At 39.5% G+C, this 25772-nt stretch carries 25 protein-coding genes; 9 read left to right on the forward strand and 16 right to left on the reverse strand.

Annotation, left to right across the window (positions count from 1 at the left end):
* Positions 1-189 precede the first annotated feature (189 nt).
* From G509_RS0115295 to G509_RS0115305, 3 genes are all read right to left on the reverse strand, one after another.
* Complete coding sequence (locus G509_RS0115295) at positions 190-2871, reverse strand: helix-turn-helix and ligand-binding sensor domain-containing protein (protein ID WP_242604842.1); 2682 nt, start codon at positions 2869-2871, stop codon at positions 190-192.
* Positions 2872-3084: 213 nt separating this feature from the next.
* Complete coding sequence (locus G509_RS0115300) at positions 3085-3918, reverse strand: amidohydrolase family protein (RefSeq protein WP_026992344.1); 834 nt, start codon at positions 3916-3918, stop codon at positions 3085-3087.
* Positions 3919-3927: 9 nt separating this feature from the next.
* Complete coding sequence (locus G509_RS0115305) at positions 3928-4305, reverse strand: YegP family protein (protein WP_026992345.1); 378 nt, start codon at positions 4303-4305, stop codon at positions 3928-3930.
* Positions 4306-4716: 411 nt separating this feature from the next.
* Between G509_RS0115305 and G509_RS0115310 the strand changes: the two genes are divergently transcribed.
* Positions 4717-6156, forward strand: a complete 1440-nt coding sequence (locus G509_RS0115310; protein ID WP_026992346.1) for a cellulase family glycosylhydrolase — start codon at positions 4717-4719, stop codon at positions 6154-6156.
* Between the two features lie 612 nt (positions 6157-6768).
* Here G509_RS0115310 and G509_RS22965 read toward each other — a convergent pair.
* The 3 genes from G509_RS22965 to G509_RS0115325 are packed head-to-tail and all read right to left on the reverse strand — an operon-like array spanning position 6769 to position 8579.
* Positions 6769-7260: a hypothetical protein gene (locus tag G509_RS22965; protein WP_051200250.1), complete on the reverse strand. Its 492-nt coding sequence runs from the start codon at positions 7258-7260 to the stop codon at positions 6769-6771.
* 43 nt (positions 7261-7303) lie between these two features.
* Positions 7304-7804, reverse strand: a complete 501-nt coding sequence (locus G509_RS0115320) for a hypothetical protein (protein ID WP_026992347.1) — start codon at positions 7802-7804, stop codon at positions 7304-7306.
* 10 nt (positions 7805-7814) lie between these two features.
* On the reverse strand, positions 7815-8579 hold the full coding sequence (locus G509_RS0115325; RefSeq protein ID WP_026992348.1) for an MBL fold metallo-hydrolase: 765 nt from the start codon (positions 8577-8579) through the stop codon (positions 7815-7817).
* Positions 8580-8665: 86 nt separating this feature from the next.
* Between G509_RS0115325 and G509_RS0115330 the strand changes: the two genes are divergently transcribed.
* Positions 8666-10135, forward strand: coding sequence for a hypothetical protein (locus G509_RS0115330; RefSeq protein ID WP_026992349.1), 1470 nt, complete (start codon positions 8666-8668; stop codon positions 10133-10135).
* A gap of 168 nt (positions 10136-10303) precedes the next feature.
* Complete coding sequence (locus G509_RS0115335) at positions 10304-10786, forward strand: hypothetical protein (protein WP_026992350.1); 483 nt, start codon at positions 10304-10306, stop codon at positions 10784-10786.
* A 5-nt stretch (positions 10787-10791) separates the two neighbouring features.
* Here G509_RS0115335 and G509_RS0115340 read toward each other — a convergent pair whose 3' ends face one another.
* Positions 10792-11544: a LuxR C-terminal-related transcriptional regulator gene (locus G509_RS0115340; protein ID WP_051200252.1), complete on the reverse strand. Its 753-nt coding sequence runs from the start codon at positions 11542-11544 to the stop codon at positions 10792-10794.
* A gap of 68 nt (positions 11545-11612) precedes the next feature.
* Positions 11613-12065, reverse strand: a complete 453-nt coding sequence (bcp, locus tag G509_RS0115345; protein ID WP_026992352.1) for a thioredoxin-dependent thiol peroxidase — start codon at positions 12063-12065, stop codon at positions 11613-11615.
* A gap of 33 nt (positions 12066-12098) precedes the next feature.
* On the opposite strand from bcp, the gene G509_RS0115350 reads away from it, so the two are divergent.
* Positions 12099-12764, forward strand: coding sequence for an endonuclease III domain-containing protein (locus tag G509_RS0115350; protein ID WP_026992353.1), 666 nt, complete (start codon positions 12099-12101; stop codon positions 12762-12764).
* Positions 12765-12784: 20 nt separating this feature from the next.
* Here the strand turns inward: G509_RS0115350 and G509_RS23575 are convergent, their stop codons facing one another.
* The 8 genes from G509_RS23575 to G509_RS0115395 all read right to left on the reverse strand — a co-directional run bounded on the left by G509_RS23575 (position 12785) and on the right by G509_RS0115395 (position 17679).
* Positions 12785-12928 carry a hypothetical protein gene (locus G509_RS23575; RefSeq protein WP_165571289.1) on the reverse strand — a complete coding sequence of 48 codons (144 nt, stop codon included), beginning with the start codon at positions 12926-12928 and terminating at the stop codon, positions 12785-12787.
* A 59-nt stretch (positions 12929-12987) separates the two neighbouring features.
* On the reverse strand, positions 12988-13572 hold the full coding sequence (locus G509_RS0115360; RefSeq protein ID WP_026992354.1) for an RNA polymerase sigma factor: 585 nt from the start codon (positions 13570-13572) through the stop codon (positions 12988-12990).
* 389 nt (positions 13573-13961) lie between these two features.
* Positions 13962-14432 (reverse strand): DUF1905 domain-containing protein, encoded by a 471-nt coding sequence (locus G509_RS0115370; RefSeq protein ID WP_026992355.1) that lies wholly within the window; start codon positions 14430-14432, stop codon positions 13962-13964.
* A gap of 3 nt (positions 14433-14435) precedes the next feature.
* Positions 14436-14675 carry a DUF7660 family protein gene (locus G509_RS0115375; RefSeq protein WP_026992356.1) on the reverse strand — a complete coding sequence of 80 codons (240 nt, stop codon included), beginning with the start codon at positions 14673-14675 and terminating at the stop codon, positions 14436-14438.
* Between the two features lie 70 nt (positions 14676-14745).
* Positions 14746-16008 (reverse strand): ADP-ribosylglycohydrolase family protein, encoded by a 1263-nt coding sequence (locus G509_RS22230; protein WP_081663322.1) that lies wholly within the window; start codon positions 16006-16008, stop codon positions 14746-14748.
* 85 nt (positions 16009-16093) lie between these two features.
* A complete protein-coding gene (locus G509_RS0115385; protein WP_035739019.1) occupies positions 16094-16342 on the reverse strand; it encodes a hypothetical protein in 249 nt (82 codons plus the stop codon).
* Positions 16343-16356: 14 nt separating this feature from the next.
* Entirely contained in the window at positions 16357-17115 is a 759-nt protein-coding gene (locus G509_RS0115390; protein WP_131450690.1) for a hypothetical protein, read from the reverse strand.
* Between the two features lie 54 nt (positions 17116-17169).
* Positions 17170-17679, reverse strand: a complete 510-nt coding sequence (locus tag G509_RS0115395) for a hypothetical protein (RefSeq protein WP_026992359.1) — start codon at positions 17677-17679, stop codon at positions 17170-17172.
* Between the two features lie 127 nt (positions 17680-17806).
* On the opposite strand from G509_RS0115395, the gene uvrA reads away from it, so the two are divergent.
* The 5 genes from uvrA to G509_RS0115425 all read left to right on the forward strand — a co-directional run bounded on the left by uvrA (position 17807) and on the right by G509_RS0115425 (position 25059).
* Positions 17807-20596 (forward strand): excinuclease ABC subunit UvrA, encoded by a 2790-nt coding sequence (gene uvrA / locus G509_RS0115400; protein ID WP_026992360.1) that lies wholly within the window; start codon positions 17807-17809, stop codon positions 20594-20596.
* Positions 20597-20880: 284 nt separating this feature from the next.
* Complete coding sequence (locus tag G509_RS0115405; RefSeq protein ID WP_026992361.1) at positions 20881-21471, forward strand: hypothetical protein; 591 nt, start codon at positions 20881-20883, stop codon at positions 21469-21471.
* A gap of 26 nt (positions 21472-21497) precedes the next feature.
* On the forward strand, positions 21498-22181 hold the full coding sequence (locus G509_RS0115410; RefSeq protein WP_026992362.1) for a tetratricopeptide repeat protein: 684 nt from the start codon (positions 21498-21500) through the stop codon (positions 22179-22181).
* A 252-nt stretch (positions 22182-22433) separates the two neighbouring features.
* Positions 22434-23114, forward strand: coding sequence for a DnaJ domain-containing protein (locus G509_RS0115420; protein WP_026992363.1), 681 nt, complete (start codon positions 22434-22436; stop codon positions 23112-23114).
* 76 nt (positions 23115-23190) lie between these two features.
* Positions 23191-25059, forward strand: coding sequence for a CocE/NonD family hydrolase (locus tag G509_RS0115425; protein ID WP_026992364.1), 1869 nt, complete (start codon positions 23191-23193; stop codon positions 25057-25059).
* Positions 25060-25772 lie beyond the last annotated feature (713 nt).

Consider the following 25772-nt stretch of genomic DNA (forward strand, 5'->3'; position numbering starts at 1 on the left):
TAGTAATGTTAAGAGCAGCTGCTCTTAACTACATCATACAGCTATTTCATATTATTAAACATTTAATATTCAAATATTTAGATACAAAATATCAAACTTAAATAATTAGTGATGATGTAGTAGTGATGTAGTATTGAGTATGTAGCCGAATACTTAGTTTTATGAGGATATAATAAAAATACAGGGGTTTTATATAGATATCATAAACTTGTAAAGGCTTTCTTCCTGACCAATGCCCAACTTTTTACGCAAACGATAACGGTGCAACTCTACGCCACGGAAAGAAATATTCATTAGTGGGGCTATTTCTTTAGAGGATAAATTCATCTTTAAGTAGATGGAAAGCTTAATATCTTTTGGGGTCAAGAGTGGATATTTTTTAGATAATGCGGCTACAAATTCCTCATGGCTTTTAAGCAGGTTCTTTTCGAAACTCTGCCACTCGTTTTTATTGATGGCATTTGTTTTGATTATCTTTTTAACCTTAGATTTTAGCTGCTCGCCATCTTCTTCGGCCTCTAAAACAGCCTGGATGCTCTCTATCATTTCGCTGTGCTTGGCTATGGAGAACGATTTACCGGCCACCTCGCTGGCTTTGTTTTGCACTTCCATCTCAAGCATGTGCTTTTCGTGCTCCTGCTGCCTTAGTTGGTTTTCTGCCTCCAATTCTAATTGCAGTATTTGGGTGCGGTGCCTAAGCTCTTCTTCATTAAGGCGTATTTTTTGCGTATATTTTACTTTGTTCCACCTATAGTACAGAAATAGCACTAAAGATACGGTTACAATGTAAACCATTATCATCCAGAACGAAAAGTACCACGGCTTGTCTACATCAAAATTGTATTCGCCGACTTTTATATTTTGTGTGCCATTGTTGTAATATACCTCTACCTGCTGTGTACCGCTGGTTAAGTTGTTTAAAATTATGCTACCATTTTTTACCGGAATAAACTTGCCATTGCCATTTAGCTTATAATACAGGGCAGGCCTGTTGTAGCCAAAACATGAGGTAATAGAATGAATTTCGACCGACTGGTTGTACTTAATATCGGTGGCATCGGTAATAAAGGCGTTATTGTAAAAGCCCTCTATAACTACTTTAGGTTGAGTAGCCTTATTTTTTGAGGGTTCGAAGGCTATAAAGCCATCATCAAGGTTAATGAGCAGCTTTTTGCCATCGCGGTATATTTGGGTATTTTCTAATATAAGCCTGCCCTGGTAGTATTTCTCGGGCAAGAGCTGCCACGAAAAGGTATCGGCCGTTTGTGTAACCACATACAGCAAACCCTCTTTGATAACCATAAAATTGTCATCGTCTATAAGTATAATATCAGAGATATTGCTAAACGATGCGTTGAATATCTTATCTTTTTCGAGCCTGTTGGTTACGCTATTGTAGGTATACCAGGTGTTGTTGATAAGGAAAAGTATCTGGTTCCTGAAGTTGAATATCTTAACCCCAAAGTCGCTTTTAATATTATTTTCTGCCGATATGTTCTGTACCCTTTTTACATTAAAATCGGCGTCATAAGTAATGCGGTACAGGCTGCGGTAGTTATCGGCGCCCCACAATTCCCCTGCCCTGTTTTGTACAATGTTGCGTATGGGCTTTTTAATACTGTCGAGTATCTTCCACTCCGTAAGGTTGTTAATATCTTTATAGACCGCAATACCCGAGTAGTTGGTCAGAAAGTAAGCATTATCATAAGTGCTCTTTAAAAACTTCCACCCGCCGTTAACCGTGCTTTGCCTTTTAAGGGTAGTGCCATCAAAAAGGTAGGTACCATCGTTATGGCCTACTACAAACTTATTATCGTGTTTATAAATATCCCAAACCTGCCCCTGAGAATTAGGCACCCCTTTTAACATATTATTGCTATAGGTAAATATACCGTGGTTGGTTACCACAAGATAGCCATTGCTCATAGTGGCCAGCGAGTAAACCGACCCCAGTGCACCGGAATTATCTGTAAACAGCGATACCGGCGAGTTGATCTCTACATGCGAGATGCCATTATCCAGCCCCAGCCACAAATCGTTCTCGTTATCAAGGGTTATGGAGAGTACCGTGTTGTTTTTTAGCGAGTTATTACGGTTGATGTTCTTGTATTCGCCCGTTAGGGTATTTATAATGTATAGTCCCTGCCGCGATGTGCCGATGGCCAGCAGGCTATTGTTTATAAACTTTGCCGAGAGTATAACTTCCTCTTTCACTATGGTGTTAAGCGGGCTATCCCACGGCTTAATTGCAGCATCATTACCAACAAAAACCCCATTGTTTTTTGTAAAAATGTACAACTGCCCACCATGCTTTTCGATACCGTGAATAATAGTATTGGTTAACTGTGGGGCCCATGCGGCATTTTTAGCAAATGTCTTGTCTTTTAAAATATACACACCATCGTTTACAGATGCCACATAAACTTTATCATCAATAACATAGCAATAGGATATCTGGGTTGGGAATTTGACTTTCTCTGTAGTGTTGCCATTAACTATATACAGCTCGTTAAACGACTGAAAATACAATACGCCCCTGTGCTTAAATATCTTCCAGATCTCTTCGTTATCGGCATTACCGGAAAACAGCTTTTTATCTTTTGAGAGCGAATAGTAAAGCATTTTTCCGTTGCTCCTTTTCCAGTAGCCAAACTCTTTATACGACCCGCAGTATATTTTATCGCCATCGGCAAAAACCGATCGTATAATGGTTTTATTGGGCAGGGTATATTTTTCCCAAACCACACCGTTGTAGCGCAAAAAAAAGTGGTTATTGGCAAAATACATGGCGTTATCGGTGCCCTGTGTAACATTCCACACCTGGTTATCGCCGGTATATTCAGACTTGGTAAAGTTTTCTACAAAAGGCAAAAGTTGCTGTGCTTTTGCCGAGAGAGACAATAAGGCAAGAAGTAAAAATAAGCGTAATCTTATAATTGTAAAGATATAGAGGGTTCCATATCTGTGATTAAAAGTCGCGGTTGTAAAGTCTTTCATAATCATAGAAGAACCCAAATTTACTAAAAATATTTTTAGCCTGATTAAGTTAATGCTTGATTATAAAGTAATGACCTATGTTATAGGCTAACTATCTAAATTGTAAAACGTTTGGGCGTTTTTATGCCACACCTGCTCCCGTTCTGTTTCGCTTAACTGTGCAGTATAATCCTCCAGCGTTCTTACAACAGTGGCATAATTAGCCGCCAGGTTACACACCGGCCAGTCAGATCCAAACAATATCCTTTTGGGTGTAAAGCATTCAAAAACCGTATCAAGGCAGGGTTTTAAATCGTGCGCCGACCAATCATCCCAATGTGCTTCGGTTACTAATCCTGATACTTTGCACAGTACATTATCAGCTTTAGCCAGCTCTTTAATTTGTGCTTTCCAGGTAGCTATGTCACCCGTTTTAAGGTCGGGTTTGGCGCTATGGTCTAACACAAACGGTTGGTTAGGAAATTGGTTTACAAGGGCAATAGCATCCTGCAACTGATGCGGGCGCACCAAAATATCATAGGTATAATTGTATGGCTTTAGGGCACTAATGCCATTTACAAAATCGGGCCGCAGCATAAAACCGGGAGCCTCGCCCTCTACTATATGCCTGAACCCTTTAAGTTTTTTGTACGATGAAAAATATTCAAGCCGTTCGGCAATGTTATTATCGGTAAGGCCTATCCACCCTACCACGCCTTTAATAAAGCTATTTTTTTCGGCTAAGCCGAGTAAAAAATTGGTTTCCACTTCACTCTGGTCAGCCTGCACGGCAACGCAGCCGGCAATGCCGCTTTGTTTTAGTAGCGGAAACAAATCCTCCGGCAAAAAATCCCTCCTTATCTTGTGCATTGCATCGCCAATCCAGGCATCCCTTACGGGATCGAATTTCCAAAAATGCTGGTGAGAATCTATTTTTTGCATGGGTTTTAGTTATTCGGTAGCCTCTGCAAAAACATCTTCGGCAGGAGCAAATATAGCATCGGTTTCAGAAAAATCAAGGGTTTCAGAAAGCGGAACGTACTTCATAATCTCGGTAATGCCCTTTTTAATACTTAGCTCTGTCGAATATTTTCGGCTGGTAGCCAAAACGAGTCCGCCCTTAGACAACCTGAAAAAATGCTTGCCACTGGCAGTGGTATTTTTTGTAAAGGCAAACAATGTAATATTATCTTTAATCCCGGCAATCATCAATTCGCAATCCGATTTATGTTTACAGCCAATGCTGGTAAAAATAATTTTACCCTTTCTGGATGTAAAAACAAATTTAAAATCTCCGTTAGCCCGTTTGCTAATTACAAACATCCCCATAATCTATCTCTATTTTTTGCAAATTTTCTACATTTCAAATCTAAGCAAAACCCTGCGATTTCAAAGCTTGCATAAGCACCCGCAAGGCAAAAGTTATCAAGAAAATGCAATATGTAATGCTAAGCAAAGTACAAATATTTTCTAATCAGGGCAGTATAAACACCTTTAGATATTAGCAAATATATTATTTTCAGACAATATCGGACTGTATTCTTACAAACGCCGATGTTTACGTATATCCTACATTTTTAATTTTAAAATTGCGATATAAAAAATAATAAGCTAAATATTTTGCTAATACAAAAAATAAGTTTTACACTTGTAGTCATTTTGACCAATTAATAAAACGTTATAGTTAATTTATAAATCGCATTCCTACTACACAATAATTTTTACTCAAAAAACCAAACCATGAAAAAAAGTTACCTTTTAAAAACGGTGCTGCTCCTGTGCTTATTTGTGGGCAGTATGTCTTGCTCAGACGATGACACCAAGACCACCAAAGACCCAATTGCATTTTCCATCACTCCGGAAACCATGCTGTTTAGCGCCAAAAACGGCAATGCCGTTATGAACATTCACCTTGAAAAAGATGCTATGTGGACACTGACCAATTCTGCCGACTGGCTTACTGTTTCGGGCACATCGGGCACCGGCATGGGCTATGTTTCGCTGGTAATAGCTGAAAATGATACCGAAGAGGCCCGTACTGCTACTATTACTGTAGCATCAGGATCTGAAACAAGGATGGTGCAAATTGAGCAATCGGCTAACGAGAACAGCAGTACCATTACTTATGACATTGCACCCGACCCAAGCAACATGAGCACCATGACCAGCGTGCAGCTTACCGCCGAAATGGGCACGGGCTGGAACCTGGGCAATACCCTTGAAGCTATTGGCGGAGAAACCGCATGGGGCAACCCAATGGCCAGCAAGCAGCTTGTTGATGCTGTAAAAGCGGCCGGTTTTAAAACCATACGCATACCGGTATCGTGGAGCAATTTTTCTGACGATGCTACCTTTACCATTAACCCTGCCTGGCTTGCCCGTGTAGAAGAGGTTGTAAACTATGCACGCGATAACGATATGTATGTGATAATGAACGAGCATTGGGATGGCGGATGGATGCAGCCAACCAACGCGCAGCAGGCTTATGTTAACAACCGCCTTGCCATTATGTGGAAACAAGTTGCCACACATTTTCGCGATTACGACTACCACCTGATTTTTGCAGGAAGCAACGAGGTTATGGTAGACGGCGATTATGGCACGCCAACATCTGAATACTACACCGTACAAAATAGCTTTAACCAAACATTTGTTACCGCTGTGCGCGCTACCGGCGGGCGCAACGCTTACCGCTACCTTGCCGTGCAGGGCTTTAACACTAACATAGACCACACTTTTGCTTTTGCAGCAATACCGGTAGATGTTACCCCTACCCGCTTGTTAATGGAGGTACACTACTACGACCCTTACAACTTTACCCTGAACGAAAACAGCACCATTACACAATGGGGATCTATTGCTACCGACCCTGCACAAACTGAAACCTGGGCTAATGAAGCTTTTGTAGATGCACAGTTCCAGAAAATGAAAACCAAATTTGTAGATAATGGCGTAGGCGTAATTTTAGGCGAGTTTGGCGCTATTGTTCGTACCGATGTACCTGGAAGCGAAACCTTCAGGATCTATTACCTTAACTATGTAGCCAACTCGGCAAGAACCCACGGATTGGTTCCTGTTTATTGGGATAACGGCTTTATAGGTAACCACACCATGGCCCTGTTTAACCGTAACACCGGAGAGGTAGTATATCCTGATATTCTTGATGCATTAATGCCATAGTTATTAATTACAAGCAAATATTTAAAGGGTTAAAGTGGTGTATGGCTTTTTTAAGCAGCGCATTACTTTAGCCTTTTTTTGTTGAATACTTTGCGAGAGGTTAGAAGATTTTGTCATGCTGAGCTTGTCGAAGCAGGCAATATATTTAACTTTTCAATTGAATATTAAATAACACCTTACTTATACTTACCCCTAACCCCTAATTTCTTCTGCAAAGTTACGGCGGTTATTTACCGGCAGTACTGAAGGCAGTTGTGCAGTACTGCGTAACTAAAAATTTTGTAAAGGTGCGCTTTTATAAAGATTGAAATAAACATGCTCAACCAAAATTTGAGCCATTAAAATAAATTATTGCAAAAGTAGCGTAACTCCAAGTCCGAAAGTGAAATATCAAAATCGACTTATGCTGATAATCAACAACTTAACAAAATAGCTGTTTTTAGCAAAAATTGCAAAATAAGAGGGTATTTAAAATATAAAATTTGTAAGAATTTAGCTTAATATTTTACATGAGCTTCAATTTAGTTATTCCACCCAAAAAACTCCATAAATAAAAAAATCCCGATCGCATATTAAACGATCGGGATTTTTGATTTTATATCTATTGGCTTATTAGCTTTCTTCTTTATAATCTCCGGTAACCTGGCCCTCCTGAATGGCGGCAGCCCCTGCAAACAGTAGCAATCCGTCCTTTTTAAGCTTATACCCATTTAGCGATTGTAACTGCCAGTGGGCATCTTTAAAAGGCCCGTTCTTAGACTCTCGTGTAAGCATTATAGAGTGCGTCTGGTTAGGGAAATAGAGTTCGGCGCGGTCGCCATCTTCCTCAAAAACAACAAATACGCTCTGCTGGCTGCTCTCTCCGGCAAGCTGCTGTATCGAGTTAAGCCTGTAGCCTTCCTCTATCGGGCGGATGCATTCTTTAGTAATGTACGACCAGCGGTAACCTGCTGATGTTACGCAGCCCATCTCATCTTTATCGTTACCTATAACCACTTTTTTGCCGGTCTTGGTTTCGCTTTGTGTGTCATCAGTCTTTTTAAGAATAAAGTCGCACGAAACAATGCAACTGGCTGCAGCAAAGAGCAATACAAGTTTTTTCATAACCAGGAGTAGTAGTAATTACGGTAAACTAAAGTACAAAAAATTAATAAGGTACAAAATTAAACAAGGTAGTTTCCACTGGCTCGTAGGTAATTTTGCCGTCATCTTCCACAAAATATTTAATTACGGCCTCGCCCCAGCGTATGCCGTTAGAAAAATCTACTATTATCCATCTGTGGTTCAGTATCTTAATTTTCGCAATGGTAAACGGCCTGCCATCCATAGCAGGATACCCTACTAACGGGTTTCCCTTTGGGTTGGCGTTTTGTGCATAAAGGCCATCTCTAACCCTAATGGCAAGAGCGTCAATATCCTGATCCTTAAAGTAATCGCGGGCATTGTTATCATTCTCAATCGAAAAATAATCGCTTATCTTGCGTTCGTTACCTGCAACCTTAATACTATCCCTAACCTTTTTTACTTTTTCCTGCATTTTTATAACACGTTCAGCCTCATACTTTTGGGCGTTCGTAAAATACATATAAGTGAATACATTTATAAGCAATGCAAAAATAAAGAGGTATAAAAAGAGGCTTTTTTTCATTAGTTAGTAGCTATATGGTTATTTCTAAATTATCGTAGGCCAAAAATACATTTTTTGGCAATATCTTCTCTACTTCGGCATGAAAACCCATCATGTGGCTAATATGCGTCAGGTAAGTCTTTTCGGGTGCAATATCGGCAATAAACTCCAATGCTTCCTCAAGGTTAAAGTGCGAGTTGTGCGGCTCATGGCGTAAGGCACTCACTACCAAAACACTAAGCCCCCTAAGTTTTTCTCGCTCTTCCGGTGCTACTGTTTTAACATCGGTTAGGTAGGCAAAATCGTCTATGCGGTAACCAAAAATAGGCAGCCTGCCATGCAGGGTGCTAATAGGTATTGCGGTTTTATCGCCAATTAAGAAGGGCTGATTATTAACCACTTCTATAACCTTAACCGATGGTGCTCCCGGGTATTTGTTCTCTTCCTCAAAAACATAATCAAAACGTTTTTTAAGGCTATCTATTACCCTTTTGTGCGCAAAAATGGGAATATCGCCCTGACGGAAGAAAAACGGACGAATATCATCCAGTCCCGCGGTGTGGTCGGCGTGTTCGTGCGTATAAATTATGCCATCAATTTTTGGGCATTTGGAGGTAAGCATCTGCTGCCTGAAATCGGGGCCGCAATCTATTACATACGAGTAATTTGCCCAGTGTATCCATACCGATACCCTGAGCCTTTTATCGCGCATATCGGTACTAAGGCACACAGGGTGAGTGCTACCAATAACCGGTATTCCCTGAGATGTTCCTGTACCTAAAAACCAAACCTTCAAAATTGTTTATTTTTTACACAAAAATAGCATTATTTGTTTTATAAAATGCAGTGTTTGCCTAACTTTGCAACATATCTTTCACCGCTATGAAATTAAACGATGACGACATAACCCTTAAGGGCGACCGAATAATTGCACACGTACCCTCTATTAAAGACAAGGCCCTGCGCATTAACCTGAACGAGAACATTTACGGTACTTTTGCCGAAATTGGTGCCGGGCAGGAAACCGTACGCCACTTTTTTAGGTCGGGTGGTTCATCGGGCACCATTGCCAAGGCGATGTCAGCCTACGATAAAGATTTTAGCGATGCCATTTATGGTACCGAGGAAGATGGCCGCTACGTTACCGAAAGCCGCCTTAAAACAATGCTGGGTCACGAGGTTAGCATTATGGAAGAGAGGCTTAAGCGCGAAAAGCACCCAAGCAAGGTGTTTTTTAGCTATGCCAACACTGTTGCCACCATCGATTTTGCCAAGCAATTTAAAGGCCACGGCTGGGTGGGTATTCGCTATCAGGTTGAGCCTGATGAAGATTACAACGAAATTACACTGCACATACGCTTTAAAGAGAACGATGCCAAATTACAACAGGAAACCCTTGGTATTCTTGGTGTAAACCTTATTTACGGTGCATTTTATAAGTACAACGACCCTAAAAAGTTATTGCGTTACCTGTACGACCACCTGGATAAAGACCAGCTGGAAATTGACACCATTAACTTTGCCGGACCCCGTTTTGCCGATGTAGATAACAGGCTTATGAGCCTGCAACTGGTTAAGAACGGAATGACCGATGCCGTAATGTTCGACCCGCAGGGGCATAATGTACTGCCGGCAGCCATACTTTACAAAAAAAACATTTTAGCACTTAGGGGCAGCTTTAGGCCGGTTACTAAGGTAAACATGGATATGTATGAAAAATCGTACAAAATGTTTTTAGAAGAAAATAAGGTAGACCGCGAAAAAACCCTTGTGGTTTTTGAGATTACATTGTCTAACCTTCGATCTGAAGGCGAGATTGATGAGCGCGATTTTATGGACAGGGCCGAACTTTTATGTTCTCTTGGCCAGCACGTTATGATATCTAACTTTCAGGAATACTATAAGGTGGTAGAGTACTTTAGCAGCTACACAAAAGCCCGTATGGGCCTTGCTATGGGCGTTAGCAACCTTATTGATATTTTTGATGAGAAGTACTACCGCCACCTAAGTGGTGGTATTCTTGAGGCCTTTGGTAAACTGTTTTATCGCGACCTTAAGGTGTACTTATACCCTATGAAAGATGAGCACGGCGTGGTTATCGATTCAGAGAACCTGAAGGTACACCCGCGCATGAAGGAGCTGTACAAATTCTTTAAATTTAACGGTAAGGTTATAGATATTAGCGATGTAGATACCAACAACCTGGATATCTTCTCGCGCGAAGTGCTTAAAATGATAAACAAAGGTAAAACCGGCTGGGAACCAATGCTACCACCGGGTATTGCCGAGGTTATTAAGCACAATCAGCTGTTTGGCTACGATCCTAAAAAACTGTTGGCAGAGCAGGAATAACCCTCGCCTATTATATAAACAATACAATAAAGGCAGCATTTATATTAAAATGCTGCCTTTATTGTATACCATCCTGTTTTTTATTGCTTTACTTTTTGTTTGAAGCCAACAATAATTTATATTCGTGATTTATTTTGTCTTACAAAAAAATTACAAAAATTATTTTATATGGGCTTTAAATTCAGAACTCTACTCTATATATCAGTACTATCCATTTTGATTGCCTGCAAGAAGGAAGAACCGACACCCGTCGCGCCACTAAACCAGGCTCCCAAAACGGCGCAGGCCTCTATGCTGTACATCAGTGCCTTTTCTGAATTTCCTGCCGAGATAGAGGGCTGTTCATGTAATTTTTCTAACGATTCTTTAGATTACAGCGCCCAAAAGTTTATTTATATGAATGATTTTAAACAGACATCTTTTATAAAAGTTAATGGTGTGCTTACCAAATTTACCGAAACCAGCCGTAAAGATGTTGATAGCATTAATGTAATTTCCACCTACAATAATGCTGATTATGAGATGATTATTGAAATGGAAGACAAAGGCAAACATGGCCCGGAAAGTTCTATAAAAACCGGTACTATTAAGCTAACTGATAAAAACGGCAAGACTTTAGAGAAAGCTTTTTACGGCGAATGCGGATGCTAACAGGCTTATACCCAACCGTTGTTAAAAGCTATCTGTATAACCTCGTTAGTAGATTTTGCTTCGGTTTTTTTAATCATGTTTTTGCGGTGCGAATCTACCGTGTGGCGGCTAATGCTTAGGGTTTCGGCAATCTCAACGCTGCTCATTCCGCTGGCAAGCGCCTTTACAATTTCGCGTTCTCTCTTTGTAAAAATGTGTTTTGTAGGCTTAAACACATTATCTACATCTACATTAAGGTAACTGGGTTCGCCATCCATTCCTATAAAAGATAAGGCAGGCTTGTGCTCTTTCTTTAAATTGGTAATATCAGTATCAACCGCAAATGTCAGTACATTATCTATATCTTTCTGAATTACAACGTACTGGTGAAGTATCTTTATGTACTCGCCATTGGCTTTTTTAGCCCTAAAGTCGTATTGTACTTTATATTTAAAGAGGCGTTCGCCACTTAATGCTGCCATAAATTTGCCCACTGCCACTTCAAAATTGAGGAAAAACGGAAGGTCATCCGGATGGATCAAACCCACTAAAAAATCCAGGGTGATGGTTTCCTGCGGATAACCCAACACCAATTCCATTTCATGGCTAACCATCTCTAAAACAGACTTACGCACGTTAACTATATAGTAAAAGTAATCGCCCACCTGAAAAATATCGAGCAGTTTTTTATGTACCCTAATATCAAAAGTAGCATTTTTACCTTCGTAATCGGTGCTTATTGCATCCCAGATTTTGCGTAATTCTTTATAAACATCCATGTTTAGAACCCATTATGTTTGTTGCGCGAAAATATTAAAATTTAAAAGCAATTTCCTACACTTTTAGCTTACTTTAATATCTGTGCGGCATGCGCTTTGGTTTTAACATCGGTTATAACATCTTCTAACACACCATTTTCGTCAATAATAAAAGTGCTGCGATGAATACCATCAAACACACGGCCCATAAACTTTTTAGGTCCCCATACGCCAAAAGCATTAATAAAGCTTTTATCTTCATCGGCCAAAAGCGGAAAAGGTAACTGGTATTTCTCTTTAAATTTAGCCTGTTCTTTCTGGCTGTCGGCACTTACACCCAGCAATTCATAGCCCTGTGCCTTAAGGTAATGAAAGTTATCCCTAAGGTCGCAAGCCTCTGCAGTACAGCCCGGAGTATCTGCCTTTGGATAAAAAAATACCACCAGTTTTTTGCCGGCATAATCAGATAACGAGTGTGTTTTTCCTGCTTCGTCTGTTCCTGTAAAATCTGGTGCTTTATCGCCTTTGGTAAGTGTTGTCATAGCTGTATATTTGTTTGTATAAAAGTAAACAAAATGACCAAAGCACAAAAGGCAAAGTTTGTGATAAAAACACTACAGGAAATTTACCCCACCATACCCATACCGTTAGACCATAAAGACCCCTATACCCTGCTAATAGCAGTGTTAATGAGCGCCCAAAGTACCGATGTGCGCGTAAACCAAATTACGCCACTATTATTTGAACGTGCCGATAACCCTAAAATGATGGTAAAACTACGCATTGATGAAATTCAGGATATTATTCGCCCTGTAGGGTTATCGCCTGCAAAGGCTAAGGCAATACACGGTTTATCTGAAATTTTACTGGAGAAACACAATGGCGAAGTGCCCGATAATTTTGAAGACCTGGAGGCACTGCCCGGTGTGGGCCATAAAACCGCAAGTGTGGTGCTGGCACAGGCCTTTGGCATGCCTACCTTTCCGGTAGATACGCACATACACAGGCTTATGTACCGCTGGGGACTGACCGACGGCAAGAATGTGGTGCAGACAGAAAACGATGCTAAAAAGCTGTTCCCTAAAGCATTATGGAACGATTTACACCTGCAGATTATATGGTACGGAAGGCAATATTCGCCGGCGCGTGGCTGGAGTTTAGACAAGGATATTATTACGGCTACAATTGGCCGAAAATCAGTACTGGAAGAATATTATAAAAAAGCCTCTGCTAAAAAATAGCAGAGGCTTTTTGTAATACCTTAATTAGCAATGTTTTCGTACGTACCGTTTTGAGTTTTAACTATTTTAAGTGCTTTAGAATAGTTAAGCAAAAAATCTATTGTTTCTTGTTTAGGTAGCATTGTAGGCGTTGCTATTGGTTTTTTAGAGTAAAGTTTAGCCATGTAGCGATATAATTATTTGTTATTATACTACAAGAACGCAAACTAAAACCCAATATTGCCTAATTGGTTAAAATTATTTTATTTTTATCTATTACTTTTCTTAAGTTCATAAGCGCATAGCGCATGCGGCCAAGGGCTGTATTGATGCTTACACCTGTAAGGTCGGCTATTTCTTTAAAGCTCAGGTCCTGGTAAATACGCATTTGCAGTACCTCTTTCTGGTCGTCCGGAAGCTCTTCTATAAGGCGCTGTAAATCGTTCTCTACCTGGTCTGTAATAATCCTGCTCTCTATGTTAGGGCTATTATCGGTCATTATAGAAAATATAGAAAACTCTTCGGTTTCGCGGTACATTGGCATCTTTTTGTTTTTCCTAAAGTGGTCTACAATAAGATTGTGCGATATACGCATAACCCACGGAAGAAACTTACCTTCTTCGTTATACGAGTTAGATTTCAACGTTTTTATTACTTTAATAAAGGTATCCTGAAAGATATCATCAGAGATATCCCTATCGGTAACTTTAGAATAGATAAAACCGTAAATTTTAGATTGGTGCCTCTTAATTAGTATAGACAGAGCATTTTCGTCTCCGTTTATGTAACTGTGCACTAACTCAGCGTCAGGGATTACAACATTAGCCATAGCAATAACTTTTTAGCGTTTTTTGAATTTGGTTTCGATAAAACCCCGTTGGTAAGCGGGTTCTAAAAAGTAGTTTTTTGTATAGGCTTTGTTAATTTTGAATTAATTATATGCCAAATATAACATAATAAAATTATAAAAAACAAATACTAAAATAAATTTTAACATATTTTGAACAATAAGTATACATTTTGCCGGTAAACCCCTCATTTTTATAGGTAAACCAGTAGCAACGCTGCAACATTTAAATTATTTCAGCAGTGTAATTATTAAAAATCAACTTACAAAAAAGGCACTACAACGTTAGTAATTTAAAGCTTTAACGTTTAAAAACAGCTAAATTTTAAATATGCTGATTTTGACAATCTTTAAGTAAAATTATTAAAAAGCTAAACAATTTTTAAACGGTTCCTGAGCCTGAATAAGGTTTTTATGATACGCTCGTTGGTAGTTTCGGGCCGTTTTGCGGAATATATCCATTGCACGCACATTTTTTGCTCCCACTTTTTATGGCGCAAAAAAGCCTCATAAGCGCCGGGTTCTTGCTGCAGTCGCAACTTAAAAACATCAGGGATTTCGAATACAGATGTATCGTGATACAATGTCACATGCACATAGTCGCCTTCCTCCTTGCCTATTGCCTTTCTAATTTCGGCTTTAACAGCCATTAAAAGGTTGCCATTGACATACGGCATTAAGGTACAACCACTTATATCGTAGCCATTTATTGTGCCATGCACTTTTACAAGGCCAAAAGGCGCCTCTTTATCTTTGGGTATTTCGGGTAAAGAAATGTAGGTCCACCCTCCCTTTCCTGGAAAACGCTCTAACTGGTATTGTTTATCGGTTAACGGCTGCATAGTCTATTCATAAAGGCGGGCTGCGTATAGCATTTCGCCAAAAGCTTTCCAGGAAGGCCTGTCGTTCTCGCTGTTATAATTAAAGCCGTGCAGGGCTTCTAAAAACGATTTTAGCGTATCATTATCCCACGTTTCCTTATTCTCGGTATAGTCTTTTACCAGTGCATTCATAAAAGCCTCAAAATCCGACCTCGATTTTATATTTTGCAGTGCATCGTGCAGCTCATTACTATCATCATCCATGTTAAATCTGTTTTACTACACCAAATATAACCTTTAATACAGGTTTATTATTATAAAATCGAAATGGTTTTTATGGGTTTTCAGGTATTTTGAGTTTCGGATTAGTTATTTTTTCAATGATTCCTGAACCTTTCAGACCACTTCCATCATAAAACGTAAATGCCATACCTATATCAAGACGATTTTTAAAATAATCTGAAAGAGCCAGATGCAGATGCGCACGAACCGTTTCTCCGGGATATATTTCTTCTTTGCCCATAAAGTATCGTCTGGCACCAAAGAAACTTTTCTCAAAATCAAATGTTATATTTTGCCAATTACCTGTTGTTACAGGATGCATAATAGCCGCCTGAGGTGCTGTGTCAAATTTTAAAGTAGCAATAAAATCGTACTTCATAATATCATACCTTTCACTCATTCTTTCGGCAAGGCTTCCTATATCATTATGCTTTGCAAGCAGGTGTAGCCATTGCTGCGGAATATTATTAAAGCCATAATACAGCCCCGCTAAGCCACCGGTTACAGCAGCAGTAGTATCGGTATCGCTACCTAAGTTAACCGCTTTTAAAACAGCCTCCTTGTAATTAACACTATTAAACATACACCAGATGGCAGCCTCCAGTGTGTGCAGCACATAACCACTGCTTTGTATTTGTTCTTCCTGTAAATTATAAATATCCCCTATTAGCAACCTGTCAAACAGCGCAATTTCATCATTTTCAATATCTAACAACTTTAAATATAAGCCTATTTCTGTTTTAAGTTTGTCGTAAATATCCAGTCTGCGCAGGCCTTTTATTATATATCGTGCAAATTCTAAATAGTAAAAACACGCAATAACAGATCTTATATGCCCATGCGTAACCGCCGATACTTGTTTAGTTGTCCTGAAACGTTCTTCAATAGGCATATCTTTAATATAAAATACAAGCGGTAGTATTCGCATAAGCGACCCATTACCGTTAGATGCCACACCGGTACCTCCCGCAAGTTCAGGCTCTACACCTCTTGCCAGTTTTTCTATAGCCTGCTGCGTGGCAATGCCAATATCAAACACATTGCCATGTGCCGACCAATAGCCATGATAAGCCCACCTTACAAAGTTGTTTGCAACTGTATCAATGTCGAAATCGTAAGTTAGCGCCTCGGCAAGACAAAAAGTTAGTGAAGCATCATCAGAAAATGTACCTGCCGGCTGGTTATGCGTACCAAAAGCCCTCATATCTATTACCGGATCCCGTTGCAGCTCTTCCTTATCCATAAATTCTACGGGTACACCCAACGCATCACCCACAGCCACACCAAAAAGAGCAGCTTTTATTTTTTGTTCCATATTAGATGGATTTGATTTTTTATTTGAAGAACTAAAAATATTTTTAAATAGACTCACGCTATATATTTTGGTTTTCAATAATTTATTAAATTATTTTAGCTCGCGAAATAAGCAAATCGGTATTGCCATCATCGGTAAATTGACCAACAACAGTTACAGGTGCATTTTCAACCAATCTATTTTCATCTGTCTTATCGTTTAAAAAAACCGATACCCTTTTTAGGCTTCCTTTATATTGCATTTCTGTAACAATATATCTATGGCCACCATCGGCACCGTTTGACAGTATCTTAAAATTTTCGATATGCAGTTGATAGTTTTCTATTTTTTTCATGATAATAGTATTACTTACATCCAATAATCATAGTTATCTGCATAAAATTGTTTTAACTCCTTTAACAGATAGGCATTTGTAATATCAGTACTCATCTCATCAATTATTTTAATCATTTCTTTCTCATGCTCAAGTCTGTCTTTAGGCATTGTATCAGCATCTTCTTTAAGTTTTTGGATGAATGTTTTTTTAAGTTGCGAAATGAATACACTTTTTTCTTTGCTGATATTTGTATTATTTACTAAATCTTTATCAAAAGCGTACACACTAAATTCGGCATAACCATATATCCTGTCGTGCATATGCCCAAAGTAAGTACCCCCATGCTGATAATACCACTTAAGTTTATTGATTTTACGATAAGCAGAAAATAAAGCCAACCTTTCTTTTTGATATTTTTCTACACCATTAAGCTGTTGCAAAAAATAAGCGTAAAGCAGGCAGAAATCATCTTGCCCAATTTCGCTTGAAAAATAAATCTTTATGTCATTGTACTGATCTAAAGATGTAAAATTTCGCCACGCATCATTGGGTGGTAAAACTTTTACACGGACCATATCTTTAAACCAGCTCTCAAAACCAAAGTAAGCTATTTTAGGGTATTTTAGCAGTACACTATCGTTTAATGTTACCTCAATTGTATTTATTGTGTCGGTTTTTACCTGCATTGGCTTGGTAACATTTGTGTCGGCTGATGGCAGATTAGGCACAACCGGCTGGTTTTTAATGCAGCTTAAAAACAATGCTATACACAATATTAGAAATATCCTCATGTTAAACCCAGTTTTCTCAAATATAATCATTTACCGACTTCAATGAATTTCTAATTATAAAGGTTTTACAATTATACTCTTACAATTAAATTGATGAAAAATTTCGGCAGCCCGGGGCGTGCAGGCTTTAATGCCGGTATCTTCTATATTAAAAATATCCGAACCATCCCATGCGGTCTGGTCCCATTTTAAAGGCTTAAGCATTGGCACAGCCCCATCTTTATCAAACTTTGTTACCCTGCCCCCTTTGCCTGTTACCCAGAAACCAAAATAATTACCCTTAATTCCGTCTATAATTATAGGGTAACACAACCAGCCTGTTATACCATTTTGCTCTAAGGCAATTTTTAGCTTTTCAGAAATTGCAAAATTAAAAACATCCTGATAAGGCACTACATCATAAGTGTTTCTGCCCTTAACCATGGTAAACTTGTTGTTATCTGCAAGCAACGCCGGATTTTTAAATACCGCATAACTATCGTAAGGTATTACAGCCTTTATCTCTTTTTCTCCGGATATCATAGATCTGGTAATCTTATAAAATTGAATATCTGTCTGTTTCATAAAGCCAAATGTAATAATTCTTACATTTTTTTAAGTCATATTTTACTATTATCAATCTATTTATCTTCTAATTCCCTTAACAAAATTGTCGCACTAAAACCGTATCTTTGGCTATTCAATTTTTGCCATGATAAAGACCGATTTTTCTACCCTCGAACCCAAGAAAAACATACTTATAAAAGGTGCGCAGCTGCACAACCTAAAAAACCTTGATGTTGCCATACCCCGCAACAAACTGGTGGTTATTACCGGTTTATCGGGTTCGGGTAAGTCGAGCCTTGCGTTCGATACCCTGTATGCCGAAGGCCAGCGCCGCTATGTAGAGAGCCTTAGCAGCTATGCTCGCCAGTTTTTGGGCCGATTAGACAAACCCAAAGTGGAATATATTAAGGGCATTGCCCCTGCCATTGCCATAGAGCAAAAGGTTAACACCACCAACGCCCGCTCTACAGTAGGCACCAGCACAGAGATTTACGATTACCTTAAACTGCTTTTTGCACGTGTAGGGCGAACCTATTCGCCTGTTTCGGGGCGCGAGGTGCGCAAGCATACCGTTACCGATGTTATTAACGAGGTTAAACAACTGGAGGCCGATAGCCGCTGGCTGTTACTTGCCCCTGTACACACCGAAAAGGGACGTACTATAGAGGAGAAACTGGGTGTGCTGTTGCAACAGGGTTTCGCCCGTATATTGGTTGATAACGAGACGCTTAGGCTTGATGATATTACCGATGTCGACTTTACCAACAAGGAGGTACTGCTTATAGTAGACCGTATTGTGGTTAAAAATGAAGAAGAGTTTTTTAACCGCCTTGCCGATGCCGTACAGACTGCCTTTTACGAAGGTAAGGGAGAAGCTTATTTACAGGAAGTTAGCAGCGGTAACCGCCTGCCATTCAGCAACAATTTCGAGTTAGATGGCGTTACCTTTCTGGAACCAAATGTGCACCTTTTTAGCTTTAACAACCCCTACGGTGCGTGCCCGGCCTGCGAAGGCTACGGCAGCATTATTGGTATAGATGAAGAGCTTGTAGTGCCTAATACTTCACTTTCGGTGTTTGAGAATGCCATTTATCCGTGGCGTGGCGAAAGCATGGGCGAGTTCAGAAACCAACTTGTTAATAACAGTCATAAATTCGACTTCCCCGTACATAAACCCTATTTTCAATTATCAGAATCAGACAGGGCACTGATCTGGAAAGGCAACAAATATTTTACCGGCTTAGACGATTTTTTTAAAGAACTGGAAGAAAAAAACTACAAAATACAAAACCGCGTAATGCTGTCGCGTTACCGCGGCAAAACCAAATGCCCCGAGTGTAAGGGCAAACGCCTTAGGCCGGAAACCAATTATATTAAAATTGCCGACCGCACCATATCGGATCTGGTTGACCTGCCTATTAAAAACCTCGCTGAGTTTTTTGATGGCCTTAAACTTAACGAGTACGATACGGTGGTTGCCAAGCGATTGTTGGTAGAGATTAACAACAGGCTACGTTTCCTTCAGGAAGTTGGCCTTGACTACCTTACACTAAACCGTCGTTCTAACACACTTTCGGGTGGTGAAAGCCAGCGTATTAACCTTGCTACCTCTATGGGCAGCAGCCTTGTGGGCTCTATGTACATTTTAGATGAACCCAGTATCGGGCTTCACCCAAAAGACACCGAGAGGCTTATACAGGTGCTTATAGGCCTGCGCAACCTGGGCAACACCGTTATTGTGGTTGAGCACGACGAAGATATTATGAAGGCGGCCGACATGATTATAGATATTGGCCCCGAAGCCGGTACCCTTGGTGGCGAACTGGTGGCACAGGGCACGTATGATGAGATATTGAAGTCAGATTCGCTTACAGCAAGGTACCTTAACGGAGATCTGGAAATCAGTGTGCCTAAAAAGCGCCGCAAGTTTAAAAACCATATAGATGTTGTTGGCGCACGAGAGAATAACCTTAAAAATATAGACGTTACCTTTCCGTTAGATTGCCTTACGGTAATAACGGGCGTTTCGGGTAGCGGCAAGAGCACGCTGGTTAAAAAGATACTCTTCCCCGCTATGCAAAAGCAACTGGAGGGCGTGGGCGAAAAACCCGGCCAGTTTACTGAGCTTAAAGGCAGTTACGGACACATTAAACATATAGAATACGTAGACCAGAACCCTATTGGGCGCAGCTCGCGTTCTAATCCGGTTACATATATAAAAGCGTATGATGATATCCGCGACCTTTTTGCCAAGCAAAAACTATCAGGCATTCGCGGTTACCAAACCAAGCATTTCTCGTTTAACGTAGATGGCGGCCGTTGCGAAACCTGCAAAGGCGAAGGCGAGGTTACCATAGAAATGCAATTTATGGCCGATGTGCACCTGGAGTGCGAAACCTGTAACGGCAAACGCTTTAAAAAAGAGATACTTGAGGTTACTTTTGAAGGTAAGAACATAGACGATGTGCTAACCATGACGGTAGATGATGCCGTTGCCTTTTTTACCGAGCATAAGCAAACCAAGATAATGACCAAGCTGCAACCGCTTCAGGATGTTGGTTTGGGCTATGTACAGCTGGGCCAGAGCTCTTCTACCCTTTCAGGTGGCGAGGCGCAGCGTATCAAGCTGGCATCGTTTCTTGTAAAAGGCGCTACTAAAGAAAAAGCCTTGTTTGTGTTTGATGAGCCTACAACCGGGCTGCATTTTCACGACATTAAAAAGCTGTTGGCATCGTTTGAGGCCCTTATAGAAAAAGGCCACTCCATTATTGTTATAGAGCACAACCTGGACATGATTAAGTGCGCCGACTATATTATAGACATTGGCCCCGAAGGTGGCGAGCACGGTGGGCATTTAGTAGCCTTTGGCACTCCCGAAGAAGTGGCTAAAAACCCCAAATCGGTAACAGGAGAGTATTTGAGGGATAAGCTGTAGAGTTGGTTGTTGCGGGTTGTTGGTTGTTGGTTGATGGGAGCATCACTCATATGTGTTGTGAGCAGTTCCATTGCTAACGAAGCCTGCCGGTAGGTAGGCGCAGCGGAGTTGAGTAATCTCAAAAATCTTCATATTAATGATGAGCAACTGGTTAGTCGTTCAATGCTTGTCAAAGCATTCAAAAAATTATATACATTTATAAGCGGAGTAAGATTAGTTTCTTGCTCCGCTTTTTTGTTATCAATTAATTACATTAATTTGCTATAATCAACCTTCTCAAAAAAATGATAGCAGAACTTTCTCAAAAAGGACTTTTTTACAAAAGAAAGATAACAATTCATGATACAAAACTGGTTGTTCAACCATTAAAAGATGGAAACGAGGTAAGCGTTCCCTATGAGGAATTAAAAGCCTTTAAAGAAAACCATACTACTCAGGTTAAACATATTAGGATATACTTTCGAGTGCTATATATTTTAATGGCAGCATCGCTTCTTATAAGGCATTTTGTAGATTATTTGGAGAATCTCTGGATACCATTTGCTATTGCACTTGTGTTTCTTTTGGCATATCAGTTAATGGTTGAAGAAAAAGTATGGAAAATCCAACTTCAAAAAGGTACTTATATCTTTATCAACAAAAAAGACCCAAGCGAAGAAGTGGTAAATGATTTTATTGACCATCTTTTTGCACAAAGAGAGAGATATCTAAGAGAAACATATCTATTTATAAATAAAAATATGGATTACGAATCGCAATTTTACAATTTACAGTGGCTAAAAAAAATCAATGTAATTAGTGGCGATGAATTTAATAAGTTGCTGAAAGAATTAAATATTTTATTTAATATCGAAAAGAAATCTATAGGTTTCTAAGCCCTTAAATAAGTTAGTATAATAATATGACCACTATAATATCCAATATAGAAGACTGGAAAAAGCTTTTAACTGAAGCTGAAAACGGCAGCAATCTATTGCAGCTTGAAGTGGCTGTGCTCTTTGAAAACGGAGTTGAAATTAACGGATTTGAAATTGTAAAGAAAGATGCAGCGCAGGATTTTAAGTGGACAAAAATTGCTTACGAAAACGGTAATTTAGATGCACTGGTTCGATATGCGGATTATTTAAGTTCAGGCTATAATGGCGAAAAAAACTTAGAGTTAGCAATTCAGCTATATGAAAAAGGTGCAAAATTAGGCTGTAGCATAGCAACATTTAATTTAGGAATAGAACACAGAAACAAACAAGAATTTGAGAGTGCTTTCAGATATTATCAGAAAGCGAAAACAATAAATTCCGAATCGGAAGATTTTACAATAGCAAAATGCTATTATTACGGAATTGGAACTGAAAAAGATAAGTGTAAGGCCATTGATATATTAAACAATATTACATTTCCTCAAAACAATCAATATGAAGTAGATGAAGCCAATTATATGCTTGGAATGCTATACTTAGAAGGAGAAGTTGTAGAAAAATCCATTAAAACTGCCAGGCACTATTTAGAACTTGCTAATCAAGATGAAGACCATCGATCGGCTCAGGAAATACTGCTAATTATTGGGAGAACGGATAATATTCTATAATCGAAATTCTTATATTAAAAATGTCAATAATGACCATCTATCGTAAAACCGGACTCGTAATAATTATCTTAGGTATCGTAATGTTTTTCTTTGCTGTGTATATGTTTTCATTTACAGGAAAAGTTAACCCTATTATCAGCAAAATCGGAATGTATTCGTTTATATTCTGGCTACCAACAATAGTTTTTGGAATTATTGTTGCTTTAATTTCTAAAAGAAAAATTGTTTAAATTGCCTTTTCCAATTTTATGAATGAAAGACTACTATAAAATACTTGGGGTAAAGCACAGTGCCTCGCAGGCCGAGATAAAAAAAGCATACCGGCTGCTGGCTGTTGCCTATCACCCCGATAAAAACAACGGCGACAAGGCAAGCGAAGACCGGTTTAAAGAGATTTCAGAATCCTACATCATCCTTGGCGATTTTGCCAAAAGAAACGCTTACGATTATACCGCCGGCCATCAAAAAAACTACCGTGGGCAAAATATAGAGGCCGGTAAGCCGACGCCTATTACCTACCTCCTGCTGTTTAAGCGCATTAAAGACAAAGTGCTGCATGCCAATGGCAACGTAGACAAGAACAACCTCTTTAAAGTAGTAGACGATTTGCTTACCGACGATACTATCGGGTTCCTCATCCGCGTGCAGGACATAGCCACCAACAACCTTATTATCGACGAGATTTTAACATGCTGCATCTTTTTAGAGGGCAGCTTAAAAGCCAGCCTGTACATCAAACTTAAAAAGCTGGCCAATGGAGATGTTCGGTTTACCGAGAAAGTAACCCTGCTTAACAAACAAACCGATTACATAACCATAAAACCCACCGCAAACAGTAATGAAGAATCGCTTAGCAAAGCTTCGGTAATTATGTTTGTAGTATTCCTGCTGTTTTTTATTGTACTAATAGTTGTTGCAGGCACCCGTTTGTAATAAGATTTTCAGTCAGCACTCAATACCACCCAAAGTTTTGTTAAATTAGCACAACTATAGTACCTAAATAAACATAATGAAAAAACTACAACTATTGCTTGTATTGCTGTTTCTATCGGCCACCGCATGGGCGCAGCAAAAAAACGCCGATTCGCTCTTTTTGCGTAATAACTACGATGAGGCCCAGTACCGCATACCCATGCGCGATGGCACCAAATTGTTTACCGTTGTTTATACACCCAAAGATAAATCGGTAAAATACCCGTTTCTTATTAACCGTACCTGCTATAATGCCTCTAATAGCGTGGGTTTTGATAATTACGACTACCCTTCTAAATACCTTATTCAGGACAAGTACATACTGGTGTATCAGGATGTAAGGGGCAGATACATGTCTGAAGGTGTGTTTACTACCATGACGCCTAATATTCCCGGTAACGATGTTAAGAACAAAACCGCTATAGACGAAAGTTCTGATACGTTTGATACTATCGAATGGCTTCTTAAAAACGTAAAAGGCAACAACGGTAAAGCCGGTATTTATGGTGTTTCGTACCCTGGTTTTTACAGTGCTGCCGCCCTGCCCGATGCCCACCCTGCCTTAAAAGCGGTTTCGCCACAGGCACCTATTTCAGATTTCTTTTTTGATGATTTTCACCATCAGGGGGCATACTTAGAAAGTTATACACCCGTATTTGCGCTGTTTGGCTACCAAAAAAATAAGCTTACCAACGAAAGTTGGTTTTCTGACGAGATGCAACGCTTTAAACCAAGGCAAGTGCCCGATGGTTACCAATTTTATTTGGATATGGGTCCGCTAAAAAACATAACCACTAAGTATCATTACGATAACTTTTTTTGGAAAGAAATAACAGACCATCCCAATTACGATGCCTTTTGGCAAAAGCGCAGCATTCTGCCGCATCTTAAAAAGATTACCCCTGCGGTAATGACGGTTGGCGGCTGGTTTGATGCCGAAGACCTTTACGGGCCGCTAAACATTTATAAAGCTATCGAAAAAAGCACACCGAAAGCGTATAACACCATAGTTATGGGGCCGTGGTCGCACGGTGCTTGGGCACACGAGGGCGGAAAATCTACCCATAACCATATTTACTTTGGCGATAGCATTGCTACCTTTTACCAGCGCACTATAGAGCGTAAATTCTTTTCGCACTTTCTTAAAGATGGCGCCGACCCAAAACTGCCGGAAGCGTATATGTTTGATACCGGCAAAAAATCATGGAAAACTTTTGACGTTTGGCCACCTAAAGACCCTCAGGTAAAATTATACCTTGGCGAAAAAGAAAAGCTATCGGTTAATACTCCATTAAACGATAAGGCAGCTTTTGAGTATGTTAGCGACCCTGCCAAGCCGGTTCCGTATACATCGCAAACCGAAGGGCTAACCTTTACGCCCCGTAATTTTATGAGCGACGATCAGCGCAATGCATCGCGCAGGCCCGATGTGCTTACGTTTGATACCGATGTATTAACCGAGGATATGACCCTTGCAGGAGAAATACTTGCTAAACTGGATGTATCGATGACGGGTACTGATGCCGACTTTGTGGTTAAAATTATTGATGTTTATCCTGATGATGAACCTAATTATGAAGGCAATCCAAAAAACATTATTATGGGTGGTTACCAGCAATTGGTACGATCTGAAGTGTTTAGAGGCCGTTTCAGGAACAGTTTTGAGAAGCCGGAGCCTTTTACGCCAAATCAGGTAACCCGCGTTAATGTGCCATTACAGGATATTTTACATACCTTTAAAAAAGGCCACCGTATTATGATACAGATACACAGCACATGGTTTCCGTACATAGACCGTAACCCTCAAAAATACGTGGAGAACATTTATAAAGCTAACGAAGAAGACTTTATAAAATCGACAATTAAAATTTATGGCAGTTCGGTAATTGAAATTGGTACACGTTAAAAGTTGTCAGTTGTAAGATAACAGGGCTAAAAGATGTATGTGATATCATTATCTTTTAGCCTTTTTTATAACTCTATTATAAATTAGGCCACACATTTCATGAAAATAAACCTGCTGCACACCTGGAACATTTTTATTATCGAACTACTTTATTGTACTGGCATACTTGTAGTATTTGTTGCATACTTGTTTTTTACAGGGAAAGGATCGGTACATACAGAGCACTATTCTGTTGCCGACTATGTGTTGTATGCAATATTCGTCATACTTTTTATACTTGCGCCACTATACTATAATATTATGAAATGGCGCAAGTTTAAAATAGATGGGAATGTGACAGAGAGCCGCAGTTATATAATAGTAGAAGTACTACTCATAGTACTTACAACTTTATTAGTAACCAATTAAAAATGTCCGTTTATATTAAATGGAAAATTTTGGAACAAATTTTATATGACACTGCCATCTTTGCTTCAAAATAAGACATTGATTTTGGCAGCACGAAAATAAATTTAAAACTACAACGAAATAGAACCAATTGTAATAAATAAAATTACATTACAAACAGAGTTTGGCACGCATCTTGTTATTGTATATGTATTGTGAATCTCAGGATTTATTTTGAGGTTTGTTAATAATTGGTTGGTTGGTTTGTTAAGTCCCGTTACCCTATTAGGTTAACGGGGCTTTCTTTTTTACACCAATCTGTAGCA

It is taken from the genome of Flavobacterium subsaxonicum WB 4.1-42 = DSM 21790 (assembly GCF_000422725.1).
Lineage (GTDB): Bacteria > Bacteroidota > Bacteroidia > Flavobacteriales > Flavobacteriaceae > Flavobacterium > Flavobacterium subsaxonicum.